Below are 22573 nucleotides of genomic sequence, written 5' to 3'. Positions count from 1 at the left end.
AGGCCATAAAGGCTAAATCAATGGCAGTATTTTTGAAGGCAATTAATTTTTATAAAAAAACTTACGGCTTTTGTTATCTCATTCGGAAGAGCAGATGAAGACACCATAAATTCTGCCAACTTAGAGGATAACAACATATGCCTATCACCCATGATGCTGTAACAAAAACAGCACGTTTTAATGTTCTGCCACTGGCCCTGATGATTAGCCTTAGTTTAGGTATGAGCATTGTCACTATTCCTGCCTCAATGGCGGCTGAAACCGCTCAATCATCAGCAGAAATCATAACCTATCGGATCACTGCGGGCAGCCTGGATCACGTGTTGAACCAATTTGCTGTGACTGCCGGAATTGAATTATCGATTGATGCACAATTAACACAAGGCAAAACCAGCCCGGGATTAACGGGCCAGTTCTCAGCAGAGCAGGGTTTGCAGAAACTGCTGTCAGAGCATAATTTGAATGCGGTTCATTCTGGTTCGAATGTTTATACGATTAAGGTCAATACCAGCAAGGATAATGAAGAAATCAATCTTCCGGTGGTAAAAGTATCCGCTGACAGAGAGAGTGCATGGGCACCCATTGATGGTTATCTGGCTAGTAATACGGCATCGGTGAACAAAACGGATACTCCCCTGCTGGAAACAGCTCGGTCTGTGACAGTAGTGACGGCCGACCAGATCCGTGATCGCAAAGTGCAGACGGTGGAAGATGCCTTACGTTATACCGCCGGTGTGCAGGTGAGTGGTTCTGGACATGATCCACGGTTTGACCAGATTAATATACGCGGCTTTTCCGTGACGACGGATGCGGATTTTCGTGATGGTTTACGCCAGTTCAATACCGGCTGGTTGTCCTACTATCGTACGGAGCCTTATGGTCTGGAACGTATTGATGTAGTGAAAGGACCCAACTCGGTTCTGTTCGGGCAATTGAGTCCGGGCGGTATGGTGAATAGGGTATCCAAGCGTCCGGTTGCTGAAAGTATTAGAGAGGCAGAGGTTCAGGCCGGGACTGATGATCATTATCAAGGGCAATTTGATCTTGCCGGTAAGCTCAGTGAAGATGAAAGTTGGTTATATCGTGTTGTGGGACTGGCGCGTGACAGTAAAAGTGATATCGAAGGCGTGATCGACGACAATCGTTATTTCGCACCTTCTATTACCTGGCAACCCAGTGATCAGACCTCATTGACCTTGCTGAATCACTTTCAGGATTATGAAACAGCGGGGTCACCACGACCTCTGCAATTGCCTTCGGGAGAATTGAGCCATTTTTGGGCTGGCGATGAGAAATTTGATTTGCTGGAGCAAAAACAATATGTCACTGGTTATGAATTTAAACATCGTTTTAATGACACGGTCAGCTTTCGGCAAAATCTGCGTTATGGTCGAGTAGAAACTGACAATCAATATACGCTTTCGTCCCTGCAGGCCGATGGCCGAACCGTGTCACGAACAGCCTATGGTATCTATGAACATATGAATACGTTGACTATGGATACCGCATTACAGACCAACTTCAGCACGGGTGATTGGCAGCATAGCCTCACCATGGGGGTGGATTATGCTGATTTGACCAGCCGGGTTCGTTATCTTTTTGGTCCAGCTCCCTCTATCGATATGCTTAACCCCGACTACAATCAGGATATCGCGACGCCGACCAATGCCATTTCTGATTCTAAAACCGATGCCCAGCAATTGGGATTGTATGCTCAGGATCAAATCAACTGGAACAATTGGCGTTTATCATTGGGGTTACGTAGAGACAAGGCTGAGCGGGATCAGGAAAATTATCTCACCTCGACAAAAACTGATGCAGATAACTCGGCGACTACCGGTAGTGCAGGACTTTTGTATTTGTTTGATTCTGGTGTGGCTCCCTATATCAGCTTCGCAACCTCTTTTGTCCCTCAGTTTGGCAGTAATATCAGTGGTGATACTTATGAACCAACAGAAGGAGAACAATGGGAAGTCGGTTTGAAATATCAGCCAGTTGGTTATAACAGCCTGTTAACGGTAAGTTTGTTTGATTTAACGCAGAAAAATGTATTGACTACCGATCCGGCCAATATTGCCAACCAAATTCAAAAAGGCGAGCGTCAGTCCCGAGGTGTTGAACTGGAAGCGACCACCAGTCTGGATTTCGGTCTGGATTTGGTGGCCAATTATACGTATCAGGATGTTGAAATCAGTAAAAGTAATGATGGTGACCAAGGCAAAAAAGCAGTTGGTATTCCAAAACAAATGGCATCAATTTGGGGAAACTATGCATTTCAGACAGCCGAGCTGCGTGGGCTGGAACTTGGTATGGGTGTCCGATGGGTAGGTGAGAGCTATGCTGACAGTGCCAATACACTTAAGAATGATGCATATACCATTGCTGATGCACGGCTTGCCTATCGGCTGGACAATTTGATAAATGGTGCAACCATTGCCGTCAATGCCAGCAATTTAAACAATGAAGAGTATCTGATGTGTAACGCAGGCTACTGCTATCGAGGTTTGGGAAGAACGGTGATTACCAGTTTTAATTACAACTGGTAAAGCCGTATGCAATTCAACACTTTAAAAAGCAGCCTGTACCTAGTCTGCTACCTGCCAATTCTGGCGGTAGCAGATCCAGTAGTTTTAGCCGGAACCGAAAGCTTCAGCCTGAAAAACTCCGCCGGACAGCAATATCAGATCATGGTGAGCTTACCGGAACAACAGTCAGAGGAAAAACCTGCAGCAGTTTTATATTTGCTTGATGGTAATGCCTTTTTTGCTGCCTTTCATGATGCCAAAAGACTGCAAAGGGCGTTTGCTGATCATATTATTGTCGCTATTGGCTATCCTACTGAAACGCCATTTGATTTTTACCGGCGTTCCTATGATTTTTCGCCACCGGTAGGACAAGCTGATGTTGATCCGCCTCAGGGGGGGCAGGATGAATTTCTGACGTTTCTTGAAAACACCTTGCAACCCGAAATATCTAAAAGGTATTTAATTGATAATCAGCGGCAGGCATTATTCGGACATTCATTTGGAGGTATGTTTACCTTGTATGCCATGTTTAGCCGACCGCAACTGGTTAATCATTATATTGCTTCCAGTCCCACGCTTTGGTGGCATAACCGTTATCTCCTGGCAGCAGAAATAGCTTTTAGCGAACAGGCTGAAAAGCACAAACTGAATAATAAAAGTCTATTGCTGGTAGTGGCCGAAGGTGACCCGATCCAAGAACGCCAGGATGCTGTATTGCTGGCAGAACGAATGGTCAATCTCTCACGATTTGGTTTACGCAGTGCCTTCCATCAACAAGAAGATGAAACCCATATGTCATTGCCGGTGAGTATTGCCAATCGCGTTTTACACCAAGCTTTTACCCCAAGATTAAAATAAAAAAGAGATAAAATTCACCGTACTAAAGAAGTTATCCAGCCAACGGTTTTATATTTCATCCTGATGCTCTCGGCTGATTCCCTTTATTTTGCGGGCCGATTAATGAGCGGATATCTTGTGGCCGAAAATCCTTCAGGGCTTGTAAAGCAACGTGCAGCCTAGGGTGGGAACTGGGGGTAGTACAACCATTCAGATGACCAACTTGTCCTTCCATGCACGAAACTCTGCGGGGGTCAGCCGGTAGCGTACCAGCACGCCTTCGTGTAATCGACGGATATCGTCCAAGGCCATCTCTATAAAAATAGATCGATCATCATTGGGGATCGTTTGTGCATAGGCTTCTACAATGGTGGTGTATTGTGTCTGACCAGCACGTACTACATCGCCAACCACTTGATGCAGCTGAGTGCGGTATTTAAGACGCAGAGGTTCAGGTTCTGCCAGAGTCTTTTTCACTTGAATGTAGCGTTGTGCCGAGCGTTCGTAAGCCCAAACAAATAAATCACGCAGCAGTTCAATACGGCGCATTTCGTATACTCCGAGCAGGGCCTCTACGTATGCACGCTCAGGCACTTCCACGAAGGTTAGCGAGCACAGATTGTGTTTGATAAAGGCGATGTTGGCGCCGATGCGTGCTACACGTTTGTTCACGTCCTCGAATGGTTGCAGATACGGCAAGTGCACGAGAAGAAAGAACGCTTGCTCGAATGGGTCGAGAATTTGCTCCGCTTTATTGAGCAACAAATGAAAACAATCCTCGACTACCTGCGGAATAGCGCTGGGCGTATATACAGTGCCACTGAATCTGCGGTAAATCGGCGCTAATGGTATCTATACCAACGCCTTGCGGGAAAGCCGCGACGATGTCCAGCACGTCCTGATTGTTTACATTAGGCTTCATTTTTTTCTGTCCTTGGGCCGGCATCGAGGATTGCGCCAAATAAGTGGCGCAATTATGGCGCGATTTACCAATTGGATAGAAAATAATGCCTTATGCTTAAAAATGTCAACGTATTGAAGAGGGCGAGCAGCCGTATTCGCGTTTGAACAAATAGGCAAAATAGCTGGGGTTGGCGTAACCGATAGACAGCGAGGCTTCCGTCACAGTTAAACCTTCTAGAAGTAATATTCGGGCCTGCTCAAGGCGTTGTCGTTGCAGATAGCGATGAATTGGCTGGCCATAAACGATTCGGAAACCGATTTTCAGACGTTTTTCATTAAGCCCGACTTTCCGGGCGAGGTCGTTGATGGTCCATGGGAAAGCAATATTTTCCAGCATCAGTGCATGAACCTGTTCAATATTGCGGGTTTCTTTACGGGTTAACGGTCGATCTTCTATCCCCGTTTTTTGTCCTGATTCCAGCGTTTTCAGCAGATTTGCCAGAATATTCAAGGCATAAGCTTCCAGTTGCAGGTCATTATCTGGCGGGCCGAAAATATGGTTAAGAATGAACTGGGCGGAGTCATCGACCAGGCGACTGGTGGGCGTGGAGCCCAGCCAGACATTGCTAGAGGAGGTAATACAGGCTGAATGGTGGCTATCTAATTGATTAAAGAGTTCTGATTGATTGAGTTTTTCCAGAAAATCTAACGTAAATCGGATATCAATCCCTTTAAAAATTGTGTCTGGTGGCAAAACCGAACAGCCTGTGACAGGCTCAAACATGACAGAAATATATGTCAAACCCCGCTGGTATGGAATTTTCAGGGTTTCATCGCCACTTTCTGGATAAATCTCGCCATGTCCTTCACCCTCCAGCATGATGTATATGGCAACACAGGGATCGGCTTTCATATGAGAAGTGTGTGTGAGGGTTTCCAGCTTTAAATCAAATCCAGATACATCCAAACCATCACGCAGATTAAGGCGGCAGGAGCGGCCACTAATTCCGGTCAGTTCATTCATGTATTTATCAAAATCATAGCCTACATTCCGAAGATCAGAAGTGGTTTCCCGTTGCAGGACCGGACGCTCACTGATCTGTAATTGCCGCATTTTTAATTCTCCTCAACAGTATTTTAAACTGATAATGATTCGTATTATCAAATAATACCTTTTTCCGTTCATATTTACCCTAATCCCATTAGCACGCAATGTTAACGGGCTATAGTCTTGTCGCACGGTTTAACTGAGATAGTGAGATGAATAAACATAAAACACTTTATTGGAGATAGTGAGATGAATAAACATAAAACACTTTATTGGATGATTGGAGTGGCATTAGTTAACAGCCAGACTGTCTGGGCTGAAGAGCATGATGAAGTAGCAAAGTTGTCGACCATGGTGGTCAGCAGCAAACGAGCGACGGAACTGGAGAAGTTGGATGCAGAAACCAAAATTATCAGTAAGGAAGTCATAGACAAAGCAAATATCTACTCTATTGATCAGCTTGATGGGAAAGCTCCTGGATTGGTGGTACGTCAAAGAGGAGCTCGTATTTACGATAATATTTCATTGCGCGGGCAAACCTCAATGGATTTTTACAGCCCGAAAGTTCTGGTCTTTGTAGATGGGTTACCTCAGGATTCTGGATCTTTTGCACAAGCCTTACCGATTGGCCTTCGTCAAGTAGAGGTTTTAAATGGCCCTCAGGGAACCTTGTATGGACGAGGGGCTGTAGGCGGAGTGATCAATGTTGTCACCGAAAAACCGGGGGAAGGAAATGAAATGACATTGAGCACATCACAAAGCAATCTCACACAAGGGGTCTCGGGTCGGATCAATCAGACCTTGATCGAGGATAGTCTTTTTCTCGATGTATCTGGTCATTACCTGGATGAAGATGGCGAGTATGAAGGTCTACTAAGTGGTGAAGATCTTGGGGATAGTCTAAATAAACAAGGCCAAGCTCGCTTGCGTTGGGCGCCATCTCAGTCTCAGTGGGATGTTATGCTTTCACTCAGACATGATGATATATATTCAAACGAAGAGCAGTTTGTTCCAGCTGGTTTTTTTAGAGCACGCAAAGCATATCCGGTTGAGGGTGATTATCAATTAAGACTTGATAGTTATGGATTGACGACTAGCTATGATTTTGAAAGTGTTCAGTTCACATCGCTGACAAGCTACCAAGGACGCGATCTCAATCGTACCGTTTTCTCTCTATACAGTCCTGAAACCTATGACAGTTTCTCTCAGGAAATCCGCATCGCTTCCCAACCGGATGAGAGCACCAGAATGAGTTATGTTGCTGGTTTCTATTATGAAGATACCGATTTCACCTTTGCCCGTCCGACATTAATGCAAAAAACAAAACACACTATGGAAAGCTATGCTCTGTTTGGTGAAATGACGTGGGCGCTGACGGAAAATCTTGACTTAACGACTGGCTTGCGACTAGACAGAAACGAAGTGGCAGCAACCTCTGAAGCCATGACGTTTATTCAAAAAGGAAACGATACATTTCATAGCATTTCACCAAAGTTGGCACTCGGCTATCAGTTGACTCCGGCAACGAGGCTATATGCACTTTATAGTGAAGGTAGTAAATCTGGAGGGTTTACTCGAACGGGCACACCGGCAACAGTATCATTCAGTTATAAGCCGGAAAAAACGAGAAATTATGAAGCCGGAATTAAGACCCGTTTGTTAGATGAGCGTTTGACTTTGTCAGCAGCAACCTACTTTACCGAAACTAAGGATTACCAACTTTTTATCGGTTTTCAACCCAATCAGTATCTGGCCAATGTAGGAGAAACGGAGGTCAAAGGTATCCATCTGGATGCAGAAATTGCCGTTACGGACCGCTTTATGATTTCGGGTATGTGGTCATATAACACAGCAGAATTTTCCAAATCTAAGGTTATAGGTAATGATCTAAAGGGAAACTGGACACCTTATGTTCCTCGCTCCACTGCTAGCGTAGGTGCTGTATATAAAATTGATATTGCCCCAGAGTGGGGCTCGTTAACGTTGAATAGTGATATCAGTCATGTAGGAAAAATGTATTTCGATCAAGAAAATCAGCTTAGTCAGTCTGCTTATACTTTGCTGAATGCCAGTGTAGGTTGGCAGCTTACCCAAAATCTCAGTATGGATTTGTACGGAGCTAATCTCACAGACAAAGATTATGCTGTTTATCTATTTGATGCCGGTCCGGGGCTCGGGCAGTTTTTTCAACTGGGACGAGGTCGAGAGGTTGGGCTTAAATTAACCGTTGGCTTCTAATGTCCAAGTGTATGACTGTACGGAATTTCTGGTTAAGTTTGCACAAATGGAGCAGCCTGATCGCCATGCTGGTGATGCTGGTGGTTTTTGTTTCGGGTTTGCCATTGGTATTTAAAGCGGAGATTGAATACTGGCTTGGCTATGGTACGGCTGAGCATCAAGAACGTGCCGAAATGCCTCTGGATAGTTTGGTTGCAGCCGCTGAACAGCGCCGAAAAGATAAGGTTGTACAGTTTATCGTTTGGGAAGACAACAAACCCGGCACCGTGATTATGTCGATGGCGGATACGCCGGATGAAGCGCCTTATCACAATATCTCGGTGCTGGTTTCTCCTTATGATGGGCAAATCGTCAATGATGAGCCTGAGCCATTAGCCTTTTTTTCTGACTTGCATACACAGTTATTGATGGGGAAAGGTGGGGCTTTTTTTCTGGGGATAATCGCCATTTCCTTAGTCTTATCATTGATTTCAGGGGTAATGATCTATACGCCCTTTGCTGGACGAAGGCCGTTTGGCACAGTACGAAATGGCAAATCAAAGCGGGCTAAATGGCTGGATGTACATAACGTTTTAGGCATTATTGTTTTTGGTTGGATGCTGGTGGTCGGTGGCACAGGTTTAATTAATAGCTGGGGCGAGTATTTGGTGCATTTCTGGCGTGCTGACCAGGTGGCGGAGATGACGCGTGATTATCACAATAAACCAGCACCCGAAAAAACTCAGTTCGGCAGCGTGCATCAGGCCCTGGAAATTGCCAAGGCTCCTTACCCTGAAATGGTTCCCTGGTTTATTTCTATGCCGGGATCCATGATGTCGGATGCGCATCATTACACTATTTATCTGCGTGGTGGCACGTCGCGAACCGCACAGCTTGTAAGACCTGTGCTGGTGGATGCCGTAACGCAAACCATTACCGATAGCCGAGAGATGCCCTGGTATATGAAAACGTTGATGTTATCGCAGCCGCTGCATTTCGGAGACTATGGTGGTTTCCTGCTCAAGCTGATTTGGTTCTTGTTTACCTTGATCTCAACGGTGGTGCTTATAACTGGTTTGTACCTGTGGTGGTTGAGAAGAAAGCAACGTTATAGCGCAGATAATTGGCAGGAGCTTTTGGAATCATGAGATGGATAAATCATCCCATTTTCATACCCGTATGGTTATTTATCATCAGCATAGCCGGATTGGTAACAGCACTGATGGGGGATGGTGTCTGGAACTGGCTGGCATGGTTTTGTCTGTTGATACCAATTTGCTATGGCCTGACGGTATTGAAAAAAGGAATAAGTAAAAATGAAAAAAGATAAAACGTTGCAACAAAGTAGTACAAGCAACTGGTTTTATTCTCTGCTGATCTTGCTGTCAGCACTTATTATTATGACGCTTCTGTTGAAAATGCAGACCTTAACATGGGCAGAAATCGTCTGGTTTCTGGCATTTACGGCCACATTTATAATTCGTTTACCATTTACTCGAATGGTGAAACAAAACCATATAGTCCTGGCCAAGCAGGATACTTCCGAAAAGGTACTGTTGTTTGGCATGTTTGCCAGCAGTATGTTTTTGCCGGGGATGTATTTGATTACTTCATGGCTGGATTTTGCGAATTATTCTGTGTCTGAACAATTTGTGCTGATCGCGGCTTTACTACAAATTCCCTATTTATGGCTTTTCTGGCGATCACATGCTGATCTTGGGCGTAACTGGAGCCCGACACTTGAGCTGCATGAGCAGCATAAGTTGGTGACAAAAGGCGTGTATGCCCGACTGCGACATCCGATGTACAGTGCGATCTGGCTGTTTGTGATTGCCCAGCCTTTTCTTTTGCAAAACTGGATTGCCGGTTTTCTTATTGTGCCTGCGTTTACTTTACTATCATTGGGTCGTATTCCTCGTGAGGAAACCATGCTGCGCGAGCAGTTCGGTCAGGCATATGAAGATTATATTGCTAGGACAGGGAAGCTTTTTCCCAAATTCCATGGGAAGTAAGAGAAAACAACATGTTTCCAGAACTGAATTAACCGATCTAAAACATTTCATTCCCGTTTTAATTTAGATGAAAATCGTCGGTTTAAGGTTGTCTGGAGAAAATTATTATCATAGAATGTAACTGAGAATAATTATCATTAGCAGTTGTGAGTAGTTACTATGAATGCGCCATTGTCTCCACCACCCACAGAGAGCCTGGAAAAACTCTATCAAAATAATTTCAGCTGGTTGCAGAACTGGTTACGTGAGCGTTTGAGTTGTTCGCATCAGGCGGCAGATTTGGCGCAGGATACGTTTGTAAGATTGCTATCAGCCCCGGATTTTAATGGCAAAATTGAGGCTATTCGTGAGCCGCGCAGTTATCTGGTAACGGTAGCAAAGCGGGTGATGATCGACCATTTCCGTCGTCGCACGATAGAGCAATCTTACCTGCAGGCCTTAATGCAGCAAACGGAGCAGGAAGTCATCTCGGCAGAGCAGAGCATGATTGTGCTGGAAACGTTGTATCGCATTGATACCATGCTGGATGGTTTGGGTGTGAAAGTGAAAACCGCTTTTCTGATGTCCCAGCTTAAAGGCATGACCTATCGTGAAATTGCCGGTGAAATGGGATTGTCAGAAAGCTCGGTTAAAAAATATATGGCCAAAGCCACACAACATTGCCTGTTATTTTCATTATATGAGCAGCTTGATGCATGAAAGCGGCTTTAGCGAGATTAACACCGCAGCAGCGAAAAGCGCTGGCGGATACAGCCCAGTGGCATGTGGAACTCACGGCGGACTCCAATACTGATAAAACGCAGCAAGCCTGGCAAGGCTGGTTATCGAAACAACCTGAAAATCAATGGGCCTGGCAGCAACTGGAAAAACTGCAGCAACAACTCAAACAGCTTCCCGGCGATGTGGCGTTTGATTCTCTTAAACCAGATATAGCAGAGCAACCCTCAAATACTCGAAGGAACGTGCTGAAAAGCATCGCCGGCATTGGGGTTATTTCTTCATCAAGCTGGCTTGCCTGGCAATATTCACCTGCTAGTTTGATGCTGGCAGATCATTCCACGCACACCGGAGAAATCCGGGAAGTGCAGCTGGCGGATGGCTCAACCGTTATGCTGAACAGTGCCTCAGCTATCAATGTCCACTTTTCAGAAGTGGAACGCAGGATCCGCTTGCAACAAGGTGAGATTATGATCTCCACCAGTTCGAATAGTGATATCCGGCCTTTTTATGTGCAGACCCGGCAAGGTTTATTAAAACCGCTGGGTACTCGGTTTTCAGTTCAGCAACAACAGGATAAGACGGTATTGTCTGTGTTTGAGCATCAGGTGAAAGTCAGCTTGCCAGATAAGCAACAGATTATCTGTCCGGCCGGGCAAAAGCTGGCCTTTACCAATAAACAGTTTGAACCATTGACTGCTATCGTCGATGGGGAAGATGCCTGGCTGCAGCAAAAGCTGATTATTAATGATATGCCTTTGAATGAGTTTTTAGCTGAACTTGCCCGTTACCGGCCCGGTGTGATCCGTGTTGATCCTGAACTGGCGAAATATCATATCAGCGGCACTTTTGATGTGACCAATACCGAGCAGGCATTAATGGCGGTAAGTCGTCTTTTCCCGGTATCAGTTACTTTCCGCAGTCGTTATTGGGTGTCTGTCCGCCCGGCATAATTTCATAACTTATACCTTTTCAAATACCCATCCGTCTTTGTGAGTAACCCATTAACTTGCGTTATTCATACAAGAGGACTTATGCAAACCAATCTATCGATACCCCAAAAAACGTCCATCGTTCGCGCCATTCAGCAGCTAACCCATTCCAGTAGACATATATTGTTATGTAGTGCGTTATTCATGCCGGTCACTCTGTATTCAACCAACACCTTGGCGGAAACCGTGACGCAGAGCTATTCGATTCAGGCCGGTGAGTTAGGCAGTGTGTTAAATCGTTTTGCCAGTCAGGCAGGTGTGAATATCTATTTTGATGCCGCCTTAACCCGCGGACTGCAAAGTCCGGGACTGGATGGAACACATTCTATTGATTCAGCGTTGCAGAAGTTACTGCAGGGCACCAATTTGCAAGTAGTGAAAACCTCTGCTGACAGCTATCAATTGCAACAACGTCCCTCAGGGGATAATACAGAAGTAGATAGCGTAACCTTGGCACCGGTCCAGGTTAGTGCCGCTGGTATCGGAAGCAACACCGAAGGTACTAATTCCTATACTACTGGCTCGATGAATACAGCAACACGACTAGGCTTATCAATTCGTGAAACACCACAGTCAGTATCTGTTATTTCAAGACAGTTGATGGATGATATGCAGCTGGAATCATTAACGGATGTCGTTAATACGGTGACTGGTATCAATGCAAAATCATTTGATAGTTCTCGATTTGGTTTTTCGGCTCGTGGTTTTGATATTGATAATTATCAGATAGACGGTGTTCCAACCACTTGGTCATCTGGTTGGGCGGCGGGTGAGTCCCAAATGGACACCGTTATTTATGATCGTATTGAAGTGGTACGTGGTGCCAGCGGATTGATTTCCGGCGCGGGTAATCCCTCTGCTGCAATTAATTTAGTACGCAAAAAAGCGGATAGTAAAGAATTTACCGGGCATGCTTCTGTGAGTGCAGGCAGTTGGGATCGCTATCAGGGCACGGTTGATATTTCGACACCGCTTAATGAAGCCGGAACAGTGCGTGGTCGGGTAGTAGGCAGTTATTTGGATGAGCGTTCCTATGTCGATTTGCTGGAAAATGAAAAGACCGTGTTTTATGGCACTCTGGCAGCAGATCTAACAGACAATACCTTAATGAATGTGGGTATTAGCCAGCAACAGAATAAACCGACAGGTTCCACCTGGGGTGGTTTGCCAACCTGGTTCAGTGATGGCGGCAGAACCGACTGGTCGCGATCAAAAACCACTGCAGCCGACTGGACGGAGTGGAGCTCAACCCATACCAATTATTTTGCCAATCTTGAGCATGTATTTGATTCTGGTTTAAAACTTTATGCCGGATACACCAAAAACATTAATGAAGCCGACTTACGATTACTATATCTGTCCGGTGCACCAGATAGAGCGACGGGGTTGGGCATGTCCGCCAGCCCGGCCTGGTACGATGTGAAAAGAGAACAAGACACCATTGATATCTATGGCTCACTGCCTTTCGATTTTGCTGGTAAGAATCATGAAATCACGGTGGGTTTCATGCATAGTAAACAGGATTTAACGACTGATAACCGTCCACGCGTTGCAGCAGCTCCAGGAAGTTTTTACGACTGGGATGGTTCCTATCCTGAACCTGAGTGGGGTGAAAAAACCACCTACACGACCCAAGACACGAAACAAATCGGTGGTTATGCTGTCGCTCGATTGACCCTTGCCGACCCGCTGAAGTTAATCCTGGGTAGCCGTATCACTAACTGGGAAATTGAAGGAATGAAATGGAATGGTGAACGATACAATTTTGATCATCATCAGGTGGTTACTCCCTACGCTGGTTTGATCTATGACATTAATGATATTTATTCAGCCTTTGTGAGTTATACCGATATCTTTAATCCGCAGGATTATCAGGATCGTAATGGCAACTACTTGGACCCGTTGGAAGGTGAGAACTATGAAGCGGGTATCAAGGCTGAATATCTTCAAGGCAGGCTCAATGCGATGGTGTCGGTTTTCCGGATTGAACAGGATAATCTGGCCCAGGTAGATGCGGGTTATTTGATTCCTGGGACCATTAATCAAGCTTATTACGCTGCAGAAGGCACTACCAGTAAAGGTTTTGAAGCCGAAATTTCGGGCGCCATTACCGATAACTGGAATCTGATCGTGGGCTGGTCACAGTTTCAGGCAGAAGATGCTGACGGAGCGTCAGTCAATATACGTTATCCGCGTCGAACAGCCACGTTGTTTACTACTTATCGTTTAGACCAACTAACGCTGGGAGGCGGGGTCAACTGGGAAAGTTCCAACTACACACTGGTGACTAATCCATTAGGTCAAACCGAAAAGTTAAAACAGGACAGTTATGCGTTGGTCAGACTGATGGCGAAATATCAGGTGACACCGGCATTAAGCGCTCAACTGAATATTAATAATCTGTTTGATGAGAAGTATTACACCAATATCGGTTTTTACAGCCAGTTGGCTTATGGAACACCACGAAATGCAAATCTGACATTGAAATATGATTTCTGATTAATTTATAAATCAATCAGAGCATTCAGGTTCTGCCAGTGATACTGGCAGAACCTTTTTGTTCTTTGAATAAGATGTTACCTCCGTAATGCAGACATATTTTGTGTGTCTATCAGCACTATTTCCCTTAAGTTGAAAGCCTCCGACAGGCGGTTTGTCTCTGTAATTTATTCATTCACCATCTTGTTATTAGGTTTGGCACTACCATGGAGTCGGTTACTTTAACTTAGGATATTGGCAGGGTAGCAATGACATTGTTAACGTGGGATGTGACTTTTTAATACTGTCAACAGGAGGAATGCAATGGTTGCCGAATGGACAGATAAAGATGAACGTCAATATGAGCATATTAAGGAGCAGCAGAAAAAAAGCGGTAAAAAGACCAATAAAGCTGAAGAAATTGCGGCTCGCACCGTCAATAAGCAACGTCGTGAGGAAGACCGTACCCCCAGAAAAAATAGTCAGGGAACAGGCAATCCTAATAGCTCCCTGGAGTCACGGACAAAACAGGAGTTGTATAACCGTGCCAGTCAGCTAAATATTAAGGGACGTAGCAACATGAGCAAGTCGGAATTAGTGGCCGCTATTCGTAAAAACTGATTTTCAAAATTTCTCTTATTTGGTCACTTAGTCACATTTATCCCACATAGGCCGAAGCTGGCAATTCACCGCATCGGTTTCAGCTTCTGATTTGGATTCGGGCTCAGAGCGAGATTCAGATGCAGAAAATGTGTCTTGGGATGGTGATGATTCGGCATCGGTTTCACGTCCAAAATCACTTTCGAATGCATCTACAAAAGCATTTTCCATAATGGCGAGAAAGGCCTGCCAGGCACTGGCATCGGGGTCATCCAGATTGCCACGTATCTCAACTTGGGTAGCGATACGGTTTTTGGGATCGTTGCGGAATATCTGTCCAAATGCTCCGACAATGGCTTGCCAGGCCGCACTGAAAACGCCATCTTCCAGATCTTCTTCCAAATCAAAGATTTCAACATTATCCAGAACGGGTTTTGCATAGCCGGTTAATTGAGCCTCCTCAGCCTGCAATTCCATCACAAAATCGCCGTTACCGGATTTGAAATTAAAATTACCATAAGCCTCAGAGACTTCATTGAGTTTAGTGAGGTTAATACCAGTGATTTTTAACTTGAGTTCAAAATTATGAAAATCACCTAAAGGATCCAAGCGTCCATCCAGTCTAGCCGAAGCGCTATCTAGCACTTGCCCCTGAACATCAAAATTAGCGTATTCCAGTCCATCACTACGATCAGCATTACTTAGGTTAGTTATTTCACCGTCTAATTGGTAAAACACCAGATGTACTTGGGGATCAGAATTGAAGTTATGAAAATGAATTTCACCATTATCTATATTCAACCGATCAATTTGTAATGGAATAACCTCCTGAACGGTCTGGCGCCAGGTGGATTCTTCTTCAGGTTTGTCTTCTGCTTCGTCATCGACCAGATGGATTTCGGCATTTATCAAATCAACATCTGCGACCACTTTGCCTTTGAATAGTGACGCCCAGCTGACAGAAGTGTCTATGGTTTCGGCATTAAAAAATTCCACCGAAGGCTGGTCTTTTTTGGTGATTTCCAGTTGGTCGACAGAGTAGGCGCCGCGCCATAAATGAATATCTACATCGGCTATCTGTCCTTGATACTCACCCATATCAGCCAGTTTGCCATTCAAATAGTCTTTCACTATTGACGGCAATTGCATTCGCAGAATGATTAACGCGACAGCGAGTAACACAAGAATTATCAGCGTATAGGAATAGCGTCTGGCGATCATGGTGATCTCCTTCTAAGACGGTTTAGATGAACTACAAGCTAACGCAAAATCACCTGTCTGAACATTCAAACGGGTGACCTGATTCAACTGGTTATTTCATCATAAAAACCAACTAGCCAGCACGTTGCCAAAAACGAATATCACGACAGTTTTGGGTAAATTCGTCCGTGGTTTTAGTATTGGTCAACTGCAAACAGCCTTCATCCAGCATCTCACTGATACCGGCCTTTTTCAAAAGCGGCATGGCATCCTCAGCGTAACCAATAAATTTCATATGATTAAAGGCATCACTGACAAAGGTTAAAGCCGGTGGCATTTCTGCCAGCATTTTCGCACCGTCGCTACCAGTCAAAATCACAATGGCATCAAATAACACCGAAGGTCCGCCATCAACCTTTTCATCAACCTTGATGCTGTCACCAGCACTGCTGGTGATTTCACCGGTATGTGGCGCAACAACTTCAAACATTGCCCCTTCTGCTTTAAGTGATTTCTCCAGCGATTTGAAAATATCAGCATCAAATCCATCCGTCATCAAGACACCAACTTTACGGCCTTTAAAACTATCAGGACCATTTTTGAGAATGCTCAATTTGTCAGAAGCGGGCAGATCATCACGCGTTGGCATAGCTGCATCAGCCGGTTCCGGTAACGGATCAATACCCAGTTTTTCAGCGACATTTTCGGCCAGTTGCTGATCAATATTCAGCAGATGACTAACCATGCGTTTACGGATTGCCGGTGTTTTGACCTTGCTGAGCTCAAACGAAAAGGCATTGATAATATGTTGCTGTTCTATATCGGTCTGGCTGATATAAAACTGCCGGGCCTGACTGTAATGATCAGCAAAAGTCTCTGAACGAACGCGTTGCTTGGTGCCTTCGACTTCTTCAGGAAAACTTTCAAATCCTTTAACCGGACATTCACGGGGACCACCATCTTCTTCCCCCCAGCTGTTCGGTTCGTAATTAGCCCGACCGGTTGGGTTGCACATTGCCATATGACCATCCTGCTGGAAGTGATGCATTGGACACTTAGGTGCATTAATTGGTAAATGGGTGAAATTGGGACCGCCAAGCCGTTTCAGCTGTGTATCAAGGTAAGAGAAATTTCGTCCTTGCAACAAGGGATCATTCGAAAAATCAATACCTTTGACTATATTCTGGGTGCAGAATGCCACTTGTTCAGTTTCGGCAAAAAAGTTATCAACGACCTTGTCTAATACCAAACGGCCGACGATACGAACGGGAACTTGTTCTTCGGGAATGATTTTGGTGGCATCGAGTACATCAAATTCAAATTGCTCGGCAAATTCTTCATCAAAGATCTGCATGCCCAGATGCCATTCCGGATAATCACCACGTTGAATGGCTGACCAGAGATCGCGACGATGAAAATCCGGATCCGCACCATTGATTTTCAGCGCTTCATCCCAAAGGACTGATTGCAAGCCTTGTTTGGGTTTCCAATGAAATTTTACAAACTGTGACTTACCTTCTTTGTTGACAAGCCGAAAGCTGTGAACGCCAAATCCTTCCATAAAACGGAATGAACGCGGGATGGCTCGATCCGACATGATCCACATCAGCATATTCATGCTTTCTGGCATTAATGAAACAAAATCCCAGAAATTATCATGAGCGGTTTGTGCTTGAGGAAAACCGCGATCGGGTTCCTGTTTAGCCGCATGGATTAGATCGGGAAATTTAATGGCATCCTGAATAAAAAAAACCGGGATATTATTACCGACAATATCCCAGTTACCTTCCTTGGTATACAGTTTGACAGCAAAGCCGCGAACATCACGGGCCAGATCGGCTGAGCCTTTATTGCCTGCAACAGTTGAAAAGCGAACAAAAGCAGGAGTTCTCTCGCCTTTTCGCTGGAAGATATCGGCACTGGTGATATCTTCAAGTGTTTCGGTTGTTTCAAAATAACCATGGGCACCAAAACCACGAGCATGCACAACACGTTCAGAGATACGCTCATGATCAAAATGAAAAATCTTGTCGCGAAAGATGTGATCTTCCAACAGGGTTGGACCACGTGCTCCGGCTTTTAATGAATTCTGATCGTCTGCAATCGGACCGCCTTGTTGTGTGGTCAGGGTGGAGGTATTTCCGGTTGCTTGCTGGTGATGTTCTCCACCATTTCCACGAGGTTTTTTTGGATCGGAATTATTATCCATGACTTCTCCTTACTTATTCTGGGATATAGGGAATTTGTACGAGAAATAGACGTTTTTTATCTGGTGAGGACCTGTCGTGACCATTTAAACCACGGCAGTTAAAGCATTAAACGCCCCAAGCTCAAAACCATTCTCCACCGCACTCAGCGATATGCATTAACCTGAGTAAAGTGAACTGAATCACAAATTCAGAATTAATGGCAGACTGTAGTTATTGGTTACAAAGAATTTTTAATGGACAAATAACTTGTCAAATTGCCATTCAAACGATAATGTGTCTCATTTACATTGAGTTGATGATCTGCTGTATTTATGACTGTTGCTGCACAATCCCACGTCGAAGCACTCTATAAAAAGCACCATTCCTGGTTATATCAGTGGCTTAGAAAGCGTCTTGCCTGTGAGGAAAATGCAGCAGATGTCGCACATGACACATTTCTTCGGGTACTGACTTCGCGACGCGTTTTGACAGAGATTCATGAACCTCGGGCTTTTCTGACAACTACGGCAAAAAATCTGTTAATTGATAAAGCGCGTCGAAAGGCCATTGAAGACGAATTTATGCAGCAGTTGCAGATAGCCATGCAGGAAATGCCAGACAGCTATCCATCACCTGATTTGATTTTGTCGGCAATTGAGTTATTGGAGCAGCTGAGTCATGTACTTGCCAATGTTTCTGATAAAGCAGCAACCGCATTTCGGCTGCACTATCTGGATGGCATCAAGCAAAGCGACGTCGCAATCAAAATGGGCGTCAGTTCGCGTATGGTCCGACATTATCTAACCCAGATTCTGCTGGATCTGCATCGGTTGAATATTGCTATTTGATGGCAAATCAAAATCTAAATCAGGATAAACCAATAGCTGAGCAGGCTGCCCAGTGGGTGGTCGCCTTGTCCGATGACTCACAAGATAACGGCTTACTGCAGCAGCAATATAAGCAATGGCAACAAGCCCATCCAGAACACGCTAAAGCAGCGCAGAAAATGGAAGCCTTGCTGGGAAAGTTTGACGCCATCCATCAGCTAGGTGATAAGCGTCAGCAGATCCTCAATACCAGCCTTGATGCTGGATTAAGAGTTACAGAAAAGCGTAAAGCACGCTCTCGCAAAGCAATAAATACTTTGGCGCTGCTGGCGGTTTTATTGTTACCGGGCTGGATAATCACGCAGATTTATCCACCAGCCTATCTATTGGCTGATTTACGAACCGACACCGGCGAATGGCAGCAGCATACGTTGGAAGATGGTTCGCAATTGTCTTTGGGCAGTCGCAGTGCAGTGAGTCTTGAGTTTAACGATGGGTTACGTCAGCTCAAACTGGTCACCGGTGAAATTTTAGTAGATGTCGCAAAAGATGCCTCAAGGCCTTTTGTTGTACAAACACCGCATGGTCAAATTCAGGCGTTGGGTACGCGGTTTATGGTGCGCCATTCTGATCAACAAACCCGAGTAATCATGCTCGAATCTGCGGTGCAGATCGACCTGGCCAAAGCCAGTGAACCAAAACGGATTCAGCAGGGTGAGCAAGTGACTTTCAATCAATATGCTTTTGCTGGCATTGAAAAAATCGATGCCAATAGTTGGCAACGCGGCTGGGATTCCAAAACGTTACTGGTGGATGACATGCCTCTAACAGACATTCTGACCGAGCTGGATCGGTATCAAAAAGGCCGCATTCTGTTTAATCGAAAACAGCTTGAATCAATGCAAATTTCGGCTGTGTTGCCGTTGGATAAGCCGGATCAGGCATTAGACTTACTTTTGGCCAAGTTCCCAGAGTTACAAATACGGGTGGTTACGCCATATCTTAAATACGTTTCGCTATCTGATTAGTTTTTTTTGAGCTTTTTTATTTCCGCTTTTGTGAATGGCTTCGTCATAACTCATAACACTCACAAAAAATTGGAAATTTTATGAAGCCATCGACTCCATACTCTTATCGACCACGGTTTATGATTAAACCATTACTGGCCTCCCTATTAATTGGATTATCCCCGGCGTTAATGATGGCTGCACCAGTGCAAGCTGCCGAGCAGAGCGAGCAATTTAATATCGCCCCTGGGCCACTGGCGCAAACATTGAATCGATTTGCCCAGCAAGCTGGTGTGGCAGTGATCATGGATCAAAACCAGATTGCCCAACAACAAAGTAAAGGCTTGCAAGGATCGTTCACCGTCAGTTCAGGATTTGCTCAACTGCTGACGGGTAGTGGTTTTCAGGCCAGAGAAACCAATAGTGGTTATGTGATTGAACCGGCCACATCAGCTGAACAACAATCAGAAAGTGTGACTTTATCGCCGGTTAAAGTCAGTGCCTCTGAGATAGGAAATCTCACCGAGGGCTCGCGTTCCTATACCACCGGTTCGGTTAATAGCATCAACCGTTTGAACATGTCGCTACGCGAAACGCCGCAAACCATCACTGTAGTGACCAGTCAGCAAATCAAGGATTTCGGTTATCACCAAATGGATGATGTGCTGCGTAGTACCAGCGGGGTATATGTTTATAACCGCGGCTTGAATGGCGGTGCGTATTTATCCCGTGGTTTTTCATTACAAACCCAGTATGACGGCGTGCAGAATCCATGGGGAATAAGTGAGCAGAATCGTAATCCATCACCCGACAGTGCGATTCTGGATCATGTAGAGATTGTGCAAGGTGCGTCGGGCTTATTAACGGGGGCCGGTGATCCAGGTGGGACGGTCAATATGGTCAGAAAAATGCCAACGGCCACACCACAATCATCGTTTGAATTATCCGGTGGTTCATGGGATTTCCAGCGTGCTGTTGGTGATGTCTCCGGACCCTTAATTGAATCCGGCGCTATTCGTGGACGGATGGTGATGGCCTATCAGAAACAGAATTCCTTTGTGGATTACGAATACAGTAATCGCCGGGTATTTTATGGGGTGTTGGAAGGAGATTTGACCGACACCACCACGGTCACAGCGAATGTACAGTTTCAGAATAATAAATATAACGATGATTATGGGGTGCAAATGGGGCCTCAAGGTCAGGATCTGGGCTATAACCGATCAAAATATTTTGGTGCGACCTGGGGGGATATGGAAAAAGAAAATCGTCTTTATACCCTGAGACTGGATCAACAACTGGCAGATAACTGGCAGTTAAGAGCCACTTTTAATCGCAGTGAAACTGATGTTGATAATGAAAGTGTTTTTATGTCGGGTGAAGTGGATCTTGCTACGGGTGGTGGTCTGAGCTCTCGATCGGTGCTGTTGCAACGTGAGTTTGCATCTAATGCCTTTGATGTGTATCTGTCCGGTCCGGTGCAACTGTTTAACCGGGAACATGAGCTGGTATTTGGTGCTAATACGGTCAATCAGACCAATCGTAGTCGGGGCATTTACACGGATATTCCCGCCAATTTATATACCTATGATCCGGCGACCCGGCCTTATCCCGACAATAGCCAATTTGATCCCTGGCCGCGTAAGGAAAAAACCACTCAGGATGGCATCTATACGGCGGGCCGCTTTAATCTGAATGATTCACTGAAATTGATTCTTGGCGCGCGGATGAGCTGGTTTGAAAGTGAATCGCTCAAGGCCACCCAGGAAATTTCGCCTTATGTCGGTATTGTGCAGGATCTGAATGAGTGGGCTTCGGTGTATGCCAGCTATTCAGACATTTTTAACCCACAGGACCGCCAGAAAGCCAGTGGTGATTTTATTGAACCGGTGGTCGGCAGTAATTATGAGGTTGGTGTTAAAACTGAGTTTTATGGTGGCAAACTCAATGCCGGTCTGGCGCTTTTCAGATTGGAACAAACCAATCTGGCCGAGGTGGATGAGACCATTGCACCAGATACGCTGTGTGATGGAAGCTGTTACACCGCTTCCGGTAAAGTCGTCAGCGAAGGTATCGATATCAACCTGGCTGGGGAGTTGTTACCGGGCTGGAATATGATGACCGGTTATAGCTATGTGGATAGTGAATATGCCTCTGGTGAAGAGAAAGGTCAGCAGTACAATACACAGTTGCCGCAACATATTTTCAGGCTGTCGACTATTTACCAGTTACCCCAAACTAAATGGAGTATTGGTGGTGATATGCAATATCACAGCAAGGTTTACCAGGAGAGTGCTAACTACAACGGTGTTGAAGGTTATCGAACTGAGCAGGGCGGTGTGGCATTGGTGGGGTTACTAGCGAAATATCAAATTAATGAGCGTTCAGAGGTGAAATTGAACGTGAACAATCTGTTTGATCGCAAATACTTTGAAAGTGTCGGCGCTCCAAACTATTACAACACCTACGGGGCACCGAGAAGTTTCTATTTGACCTACAGTTTGTCACTCTAATCTAAAAATACTTCTGCATGATATGGCGGCATATCATGCAGAAGGTTAGCAATGGTTAATCGGCTTTATAATCTGATTAAAGAAGATTTAATGGCAGTGCTGCATAAATCCGACTCTACTTATGAAGTATGGGGAACACCGACCTAAAACATGTATGCCGTCATCCACGTTAACCGGGAAAGTCTTCGCCCCATATTAATTCAGCAGATATCGATATTAATGCCAGTGTAGTTGGGTACTATCGAGGAACCATAGCGGCTTCTGTGGGATCGAGACCAATGGTGCCAAAGTGTAGCTAAATCGGAATCTGACTATATAGAGAAAAGAGATACTTGTTAATTACAAATGCAAACGATAATCTATATCATTAATAACGCATATAAAACCACTTTCCCTGTTAAATGGACCTTTAGGTGGTGTTATTCGGCTTTAAATAAGTTGCTGAAATTTTCTGACTTTTATCAATGTTGTTGAAACAAAACAGAATAATCGATGACTGTTTTACTCG

18 protein-coding genes and 1 pseudogene are annotated in these 22573 nt (G+C 45.0%); 13 read left to right on the top strand and 6 right to left on the bottom strand.

What is annotated here, in order from left to right:
* Positions 1-137: 137 nt before the first annotated feature.
* Both Q7A_RS00865 and Q7A_RS00860 read left to right on the top strand, forming a co-directional pair.
* The gene (locus tag Q7A_RS00865) at positions 138-2546 is read left to right on the top strand and encodes a TonB-dependent siderophore receptor (RefSeq protein ID WP_014705420.1); all 2409 of its coding nucleotides are present in this window, start codon (positions 138-140) and stop codon (positions 2544-2546) included.
* Positions 2547-2552: 6 nt separating this feature from the next.
* Positions 2553-3383, top strand: a complete 831-nt coding sequence (locus tag Q7A_RS00860; protein ID WP_014705419.1) for an alpha/beta hydrolase — start codon at positions 2553-2555, stop codon at positions 3381-3383.
* Positions 3384-3572: 189 nt separating this feature from the next.
* On the opposite strand, the gene Q7A_RS15445 is transcribed toward Q7A_RS00860, so the two are convergent.
* From Q7A_RS15445 to Q7A_RS00845, 4 genes and pseudogenes are all read right to left on the bottom strand, one after another.
* Complete coding sequence (locus Q7A_RS15445) at positions 3573-3911, bottom strand: hypothetical protein (protein ID WP_014705418.1); 339 nt, start codon at positions 3909-3911, stop codon at positions 3573-3575.
* Between the two features lie 150 nt (positions 3912-4061).
* Positions 4062-4124, bottom strand: a pseudogene (locus tag Q7A_RS15690) (hypothetical protein); the annotation flags it as partial.
* The gene (locus tag Q7A_RS15160) at positions 4114-4284 is read right to left on the bottom strand and encodes a hypothetical protein (protein WP_014705417.1); all 171 of its coding nucleotides are present in this window, start codon (positions 4282-4284) and stop codon (positions 4114-4116) included. The pseudogene Q7A_RS15690 and the gene Q7A_RS15160, both read right to left, overlap by 11 nt.
* A gap of 105 nt (positions 4285-4389) precedes the next feature.
* The gene (locus Q7A_RS00845; protein ID WP_014705416.1) at positions 4390-5379 is read right to left on the bottom strand and encodes a helix-turn-helix domain-containing protein; all 990 of its coding nucleotides are present in this window, start codon (positions 5377-5379) and stop codon (positions 4390-4392) included.
* Positions 5380-5562: 183 nt separating this feature from the next.
* On the opposite strand from Q7A_RS00845, the gene Q7A_RS00840 reads away from it, so the two are divergent.
* The 8 genes from Q7A_RS00840 to Q7A_RS00810 all read left to right on the top strand — a co-directional run bounded on the left by Q7A_RS00840 (position 5563) and on the right by Q7A_RS00810 (position 14350).
* A complete protein-coding gene (locus Q7A_RS00840; protein WP_014705415.1) occupies positions 5563-7551 on the top strand; it encodes a TonB-dependent receptor in 1989 nt (662 codons plus the stop codon).
* Between the two features lie 11 nt (positions 7552-7562).
* Positions 7563-8678 carry a PepSY-associated TM helix domain-containing protein gene (locus Q7A_RS00835; RefSeq protein ID WP_041354777.1) on the top strand — a complete coding sequence of 372 codons (1116 nt, stop codon included), beginning with the start codon at positions 7563-7565 and terminating at the stop codon, positions 8676-8678.
* A 1-nt stretch (position 8679) separates the two neighbouring features.
* Entirely contained in the window at positions 8680-8844 is a 165-nt protein-coding gene (locus Q7A_RS15100) for a hypothetical protein (protein WP_014705413.1), read from the top strand.
* 2 nt (positions 8845-8846) lie between these two features.
* Positions 8847-9542 (top strand): protein-S-isoprenylcysteine O-methyltransferase, encoded by a 696-nt coding sequence (locus Q7A_RS00830; RefSeq protein ID WP_014705412.1) that lies wholly within the window; start codon positions 8847-8849, stop codon positions 9540-9542.
* Between the two features lie 159 nt (positions 9543-9701).
* Positions 9702-10241 carry a sigma-70 family RNA polymerase sigma factor gene (locus Q7A_RS00825; protein WP_014705411.1) on the top strand — a complete coding sequence of 180 codons (540 nt, stop codon included), beginning with the start codon at positions 9702-9704 and terminating at the stop codon, positions 10239-10241.
* Positions 10238-11212, top strand: coding sequence for a FecR domain-containing protein (locus Q7A_RS00820; RefSeq protein ID WP_014705410.1), 975 nt, complete (start codon positions 10238-10240; stop codon positions 11210-11212). Before Q7A_RS00825 ends, Q7A_RS00820 begins: the two co-directional genes overlap by 4 nt.
* Positions 11213-11293: 81 nt before the next feature.
* Entirely contained in the window at positions 11294-13750 is a 2457-nt protein-coding gene (locus Q7A_RS00815; protein ID WP_014705409.1) for a TonB-dependent siderophore receptor, read from the top strand.
* 303 nt (positions 13751-14053) lie between these two features.
* The gene (locus tag Q7A_RS00810) at positions 14054-14350 is read left to right on the top strand and encodes a Rho termination factor N-terminal domain-containing protein (protein WP_014705408.1); all 297 of its coding nucleotides are present in this window, start codon (positions 14054-14056) and stop codon (positions 14348-14350) included.
* A 27-nt stretch (positions 14351-14377) separates the two neighbouring features.
* Here the strand turns inward: Q7A_RS00810 and Q7A_RS00805 are convergent, their stop codons facing one another.
* Positions 14378-15550, bottom strand: coding sequence for a DUF748 domain-containing protein (locus Q7A_RS00805; RefSeq protein ID WP_014705407.1), 1173 nt, complete (start codon positions 15548-15550; stop codon positions 14378-14380).
* Between the two features lie 112 nt (positions 15551-15662).
* Positions 15663-17738, bottom strand: a complete 2076-nt coding sequence (locus tag Q7A_RS00800; protein WP_014705406.1) for a catalase — start codon at positions 17736-17738, stop codon at positions 15663-15665.
* Positions 17739-18050: 312 nt separating this feature from the next.
* Here Q7A_RS00800 and Q7A_RS00795 point away from each other — a divergent pair, with 312 nt between their 5' ends.
* The 3 genes from Q7A_RS00795 (at position 18051) to Q7A_RS00785 (ending at position 22065) form a co-directional block, all read left to right on the top strand.
* Positions 18051-18566: a sigma-70 family RNA polymerase sigma factor gene (locus tag Q7A_RS00795; protein ID WP_014705405.1), complete on the top strand. Its 516-nt coding sequence runs from the start codon at positions 18051-18053 to the stop codon at positions 18564-18566.
* The gene (locus tag Q7A_RS00790; protein ID WP_014705404.1) at positions 18566-19573 is read left to right on the top strand and encodes a FecR family protein; all 1008 of its coding nucleotides are present in this window, start codon (positions 18566-18568) and stop codon (positions 19571-19573) included. The genes Q7A_RS00795 and Q7A_RS00790 overlap by 1 nt, the downstream gene beginning before the upstream one ends.
* Before the next feature lie 80 nt (positions 19574-19653).
* Complete coding sequence (locus Q7A_RS00785) at positions 19654-22065, top strand: TonB-dependent siderophore receptor (RefSeq protein ID WP_041354172.1); 2412 nt, start codon at positions 19654-19656, stop codon at positions 22063-22065.
* Positions 22066-22573 lie beyond the last annotated feature (508 nt).

Origin of the sequence: Methylophaga nitratireducenticrescens, from assembly GCF_000260985.4 — a bacterium.
GTDB classification, from domain to species: domain Bacteria; phylum Pseudomonadota; class Gammaproteobacteria; order Nitrosococcales; family Methylophagaceae; genus Methylophaga; species Methylophaga nitratireducenticrescens.
This window is presented reverse-complemented; position numbering and strand designations above follow the sequence as displayed.

Coding starts and splice junctions, on each gene's coding strand:
- Q7A_RS00835 (WP_041354777.1), top strand. CDS start 7,563: ATGACTGTACGGAATTTCTGGTTAAGTTTGCACAAATGGAGCAGCCTG.
- Q7A_RS00805 (WP_014705407.1), bottom strand. CDS start 15,550: ATGATCGCCAGACGCTATTCCTATACGCTGATAATTCTTGTGTTACTC.
- Q7A_RS00825 (WP_014705411.1), top strand. CDS start 9,702: ATGAATGCGCCATTGTCTCCACCACCCACAGAGAGCCTGGAAAAACTC.
- Q7A_RS00800 (WP_014705406.1), bottom strand. CDS start 17,738: ATGGATAATAATTCCGATCCAAAAAAACCTCGTGGAAATGGTGGAGAA.
- Q7A_RS15160 (WP_014705417.1), bottom strand. CDS start 4,284: ATGAAGCCTAATGTAAACAATCAGGACGTGCTGGACATCGTCGCGGCT.
- Q7A_RS00820 (WP_014705410.1), top strand. CDS start 10,238: ATGAAAGCGGCTTTAGCGAGATTAACACCGCAGCAGCGAAAAGCGCTG.
- Q7A_RS00785 (WP_041354172.1), top strand. CDS start 19,654: ATGAAGCCATCGACTCCATACTCTTATCGACCACGGTTTATGATTAAA.
- Q7A_RS00790 (WP_014705404.1), top strand. CDS start 18,566: ATGGCAAATCAAAATCTAAATCAGGATAAACCAATAGCTGAGCAGGCT.
- Q7A_RS00815 (WP_014705409.1), top strand. CDS start 11,294: ATGCAAACCAATCTATCGATACCCCAAAAAACGTCCATCGTTCGCGCC.
- Q7A_RS00840 (WP_014705415.1), top strand. CDS start 5,563: ATGAATAAACATAAAACACTTTATTGGATGATTGGAGTGGCATTAGTT.
- Q7A_RS15100 (WP_014705413.1), top strand. CDS start 8,680: ATGGATAAATCATCCCATTTTCATACCCGTATGGTTATTTATCATCAG.
- Q7A_RS00860 (WP_014705419.1), top strand. CDS start 2,553: ATGCAATTCAACACTTTAAAAAGCAGCCTGTACCTAGTCTGCTACCTG.
- Q7A_RS15445 (WP_014705418.1), bottom strand. CDS start 3,911: ATGCGCCGTATTGAACTGCTGCGTGATTTATTTGTTTGGGCTTACGAA.
- Q7A_RS00865 (WP_014705420.1), top strand. CDS start 138: ATGCCTATCACCCATGATGCTGTAACAAAAACAGCACGTTTTAATGTT.
- Q7A_RS00810 (WP_014705408.1), top strand. CDS start 14,054: ATGGTTGCCGAATGGACAGATAAAGATGAACGTCAATATGAGCATATT.
- Q7A_RS00845 (WP_014705416.1), bottom strand. CDS start 5,379: ATGCGGCAATTACAGATCAGTGAGCGTCCGGTCCTGCAACGGGAAACC.
- Q7A_RS00795 (WP_014705405.1), top strand. CDS start 18,051: ATGACTGTTGCTGCACAATCCCACGTCGAAGCACTCTATAAAAAGCAC.
- Q7A_RS00830 (WP_014705412.1), top strand. CDS start 8,847: ATGAAAAAAGATAAAACGTTGCAACAAAGTAGTACAAGCAACTGGTTT.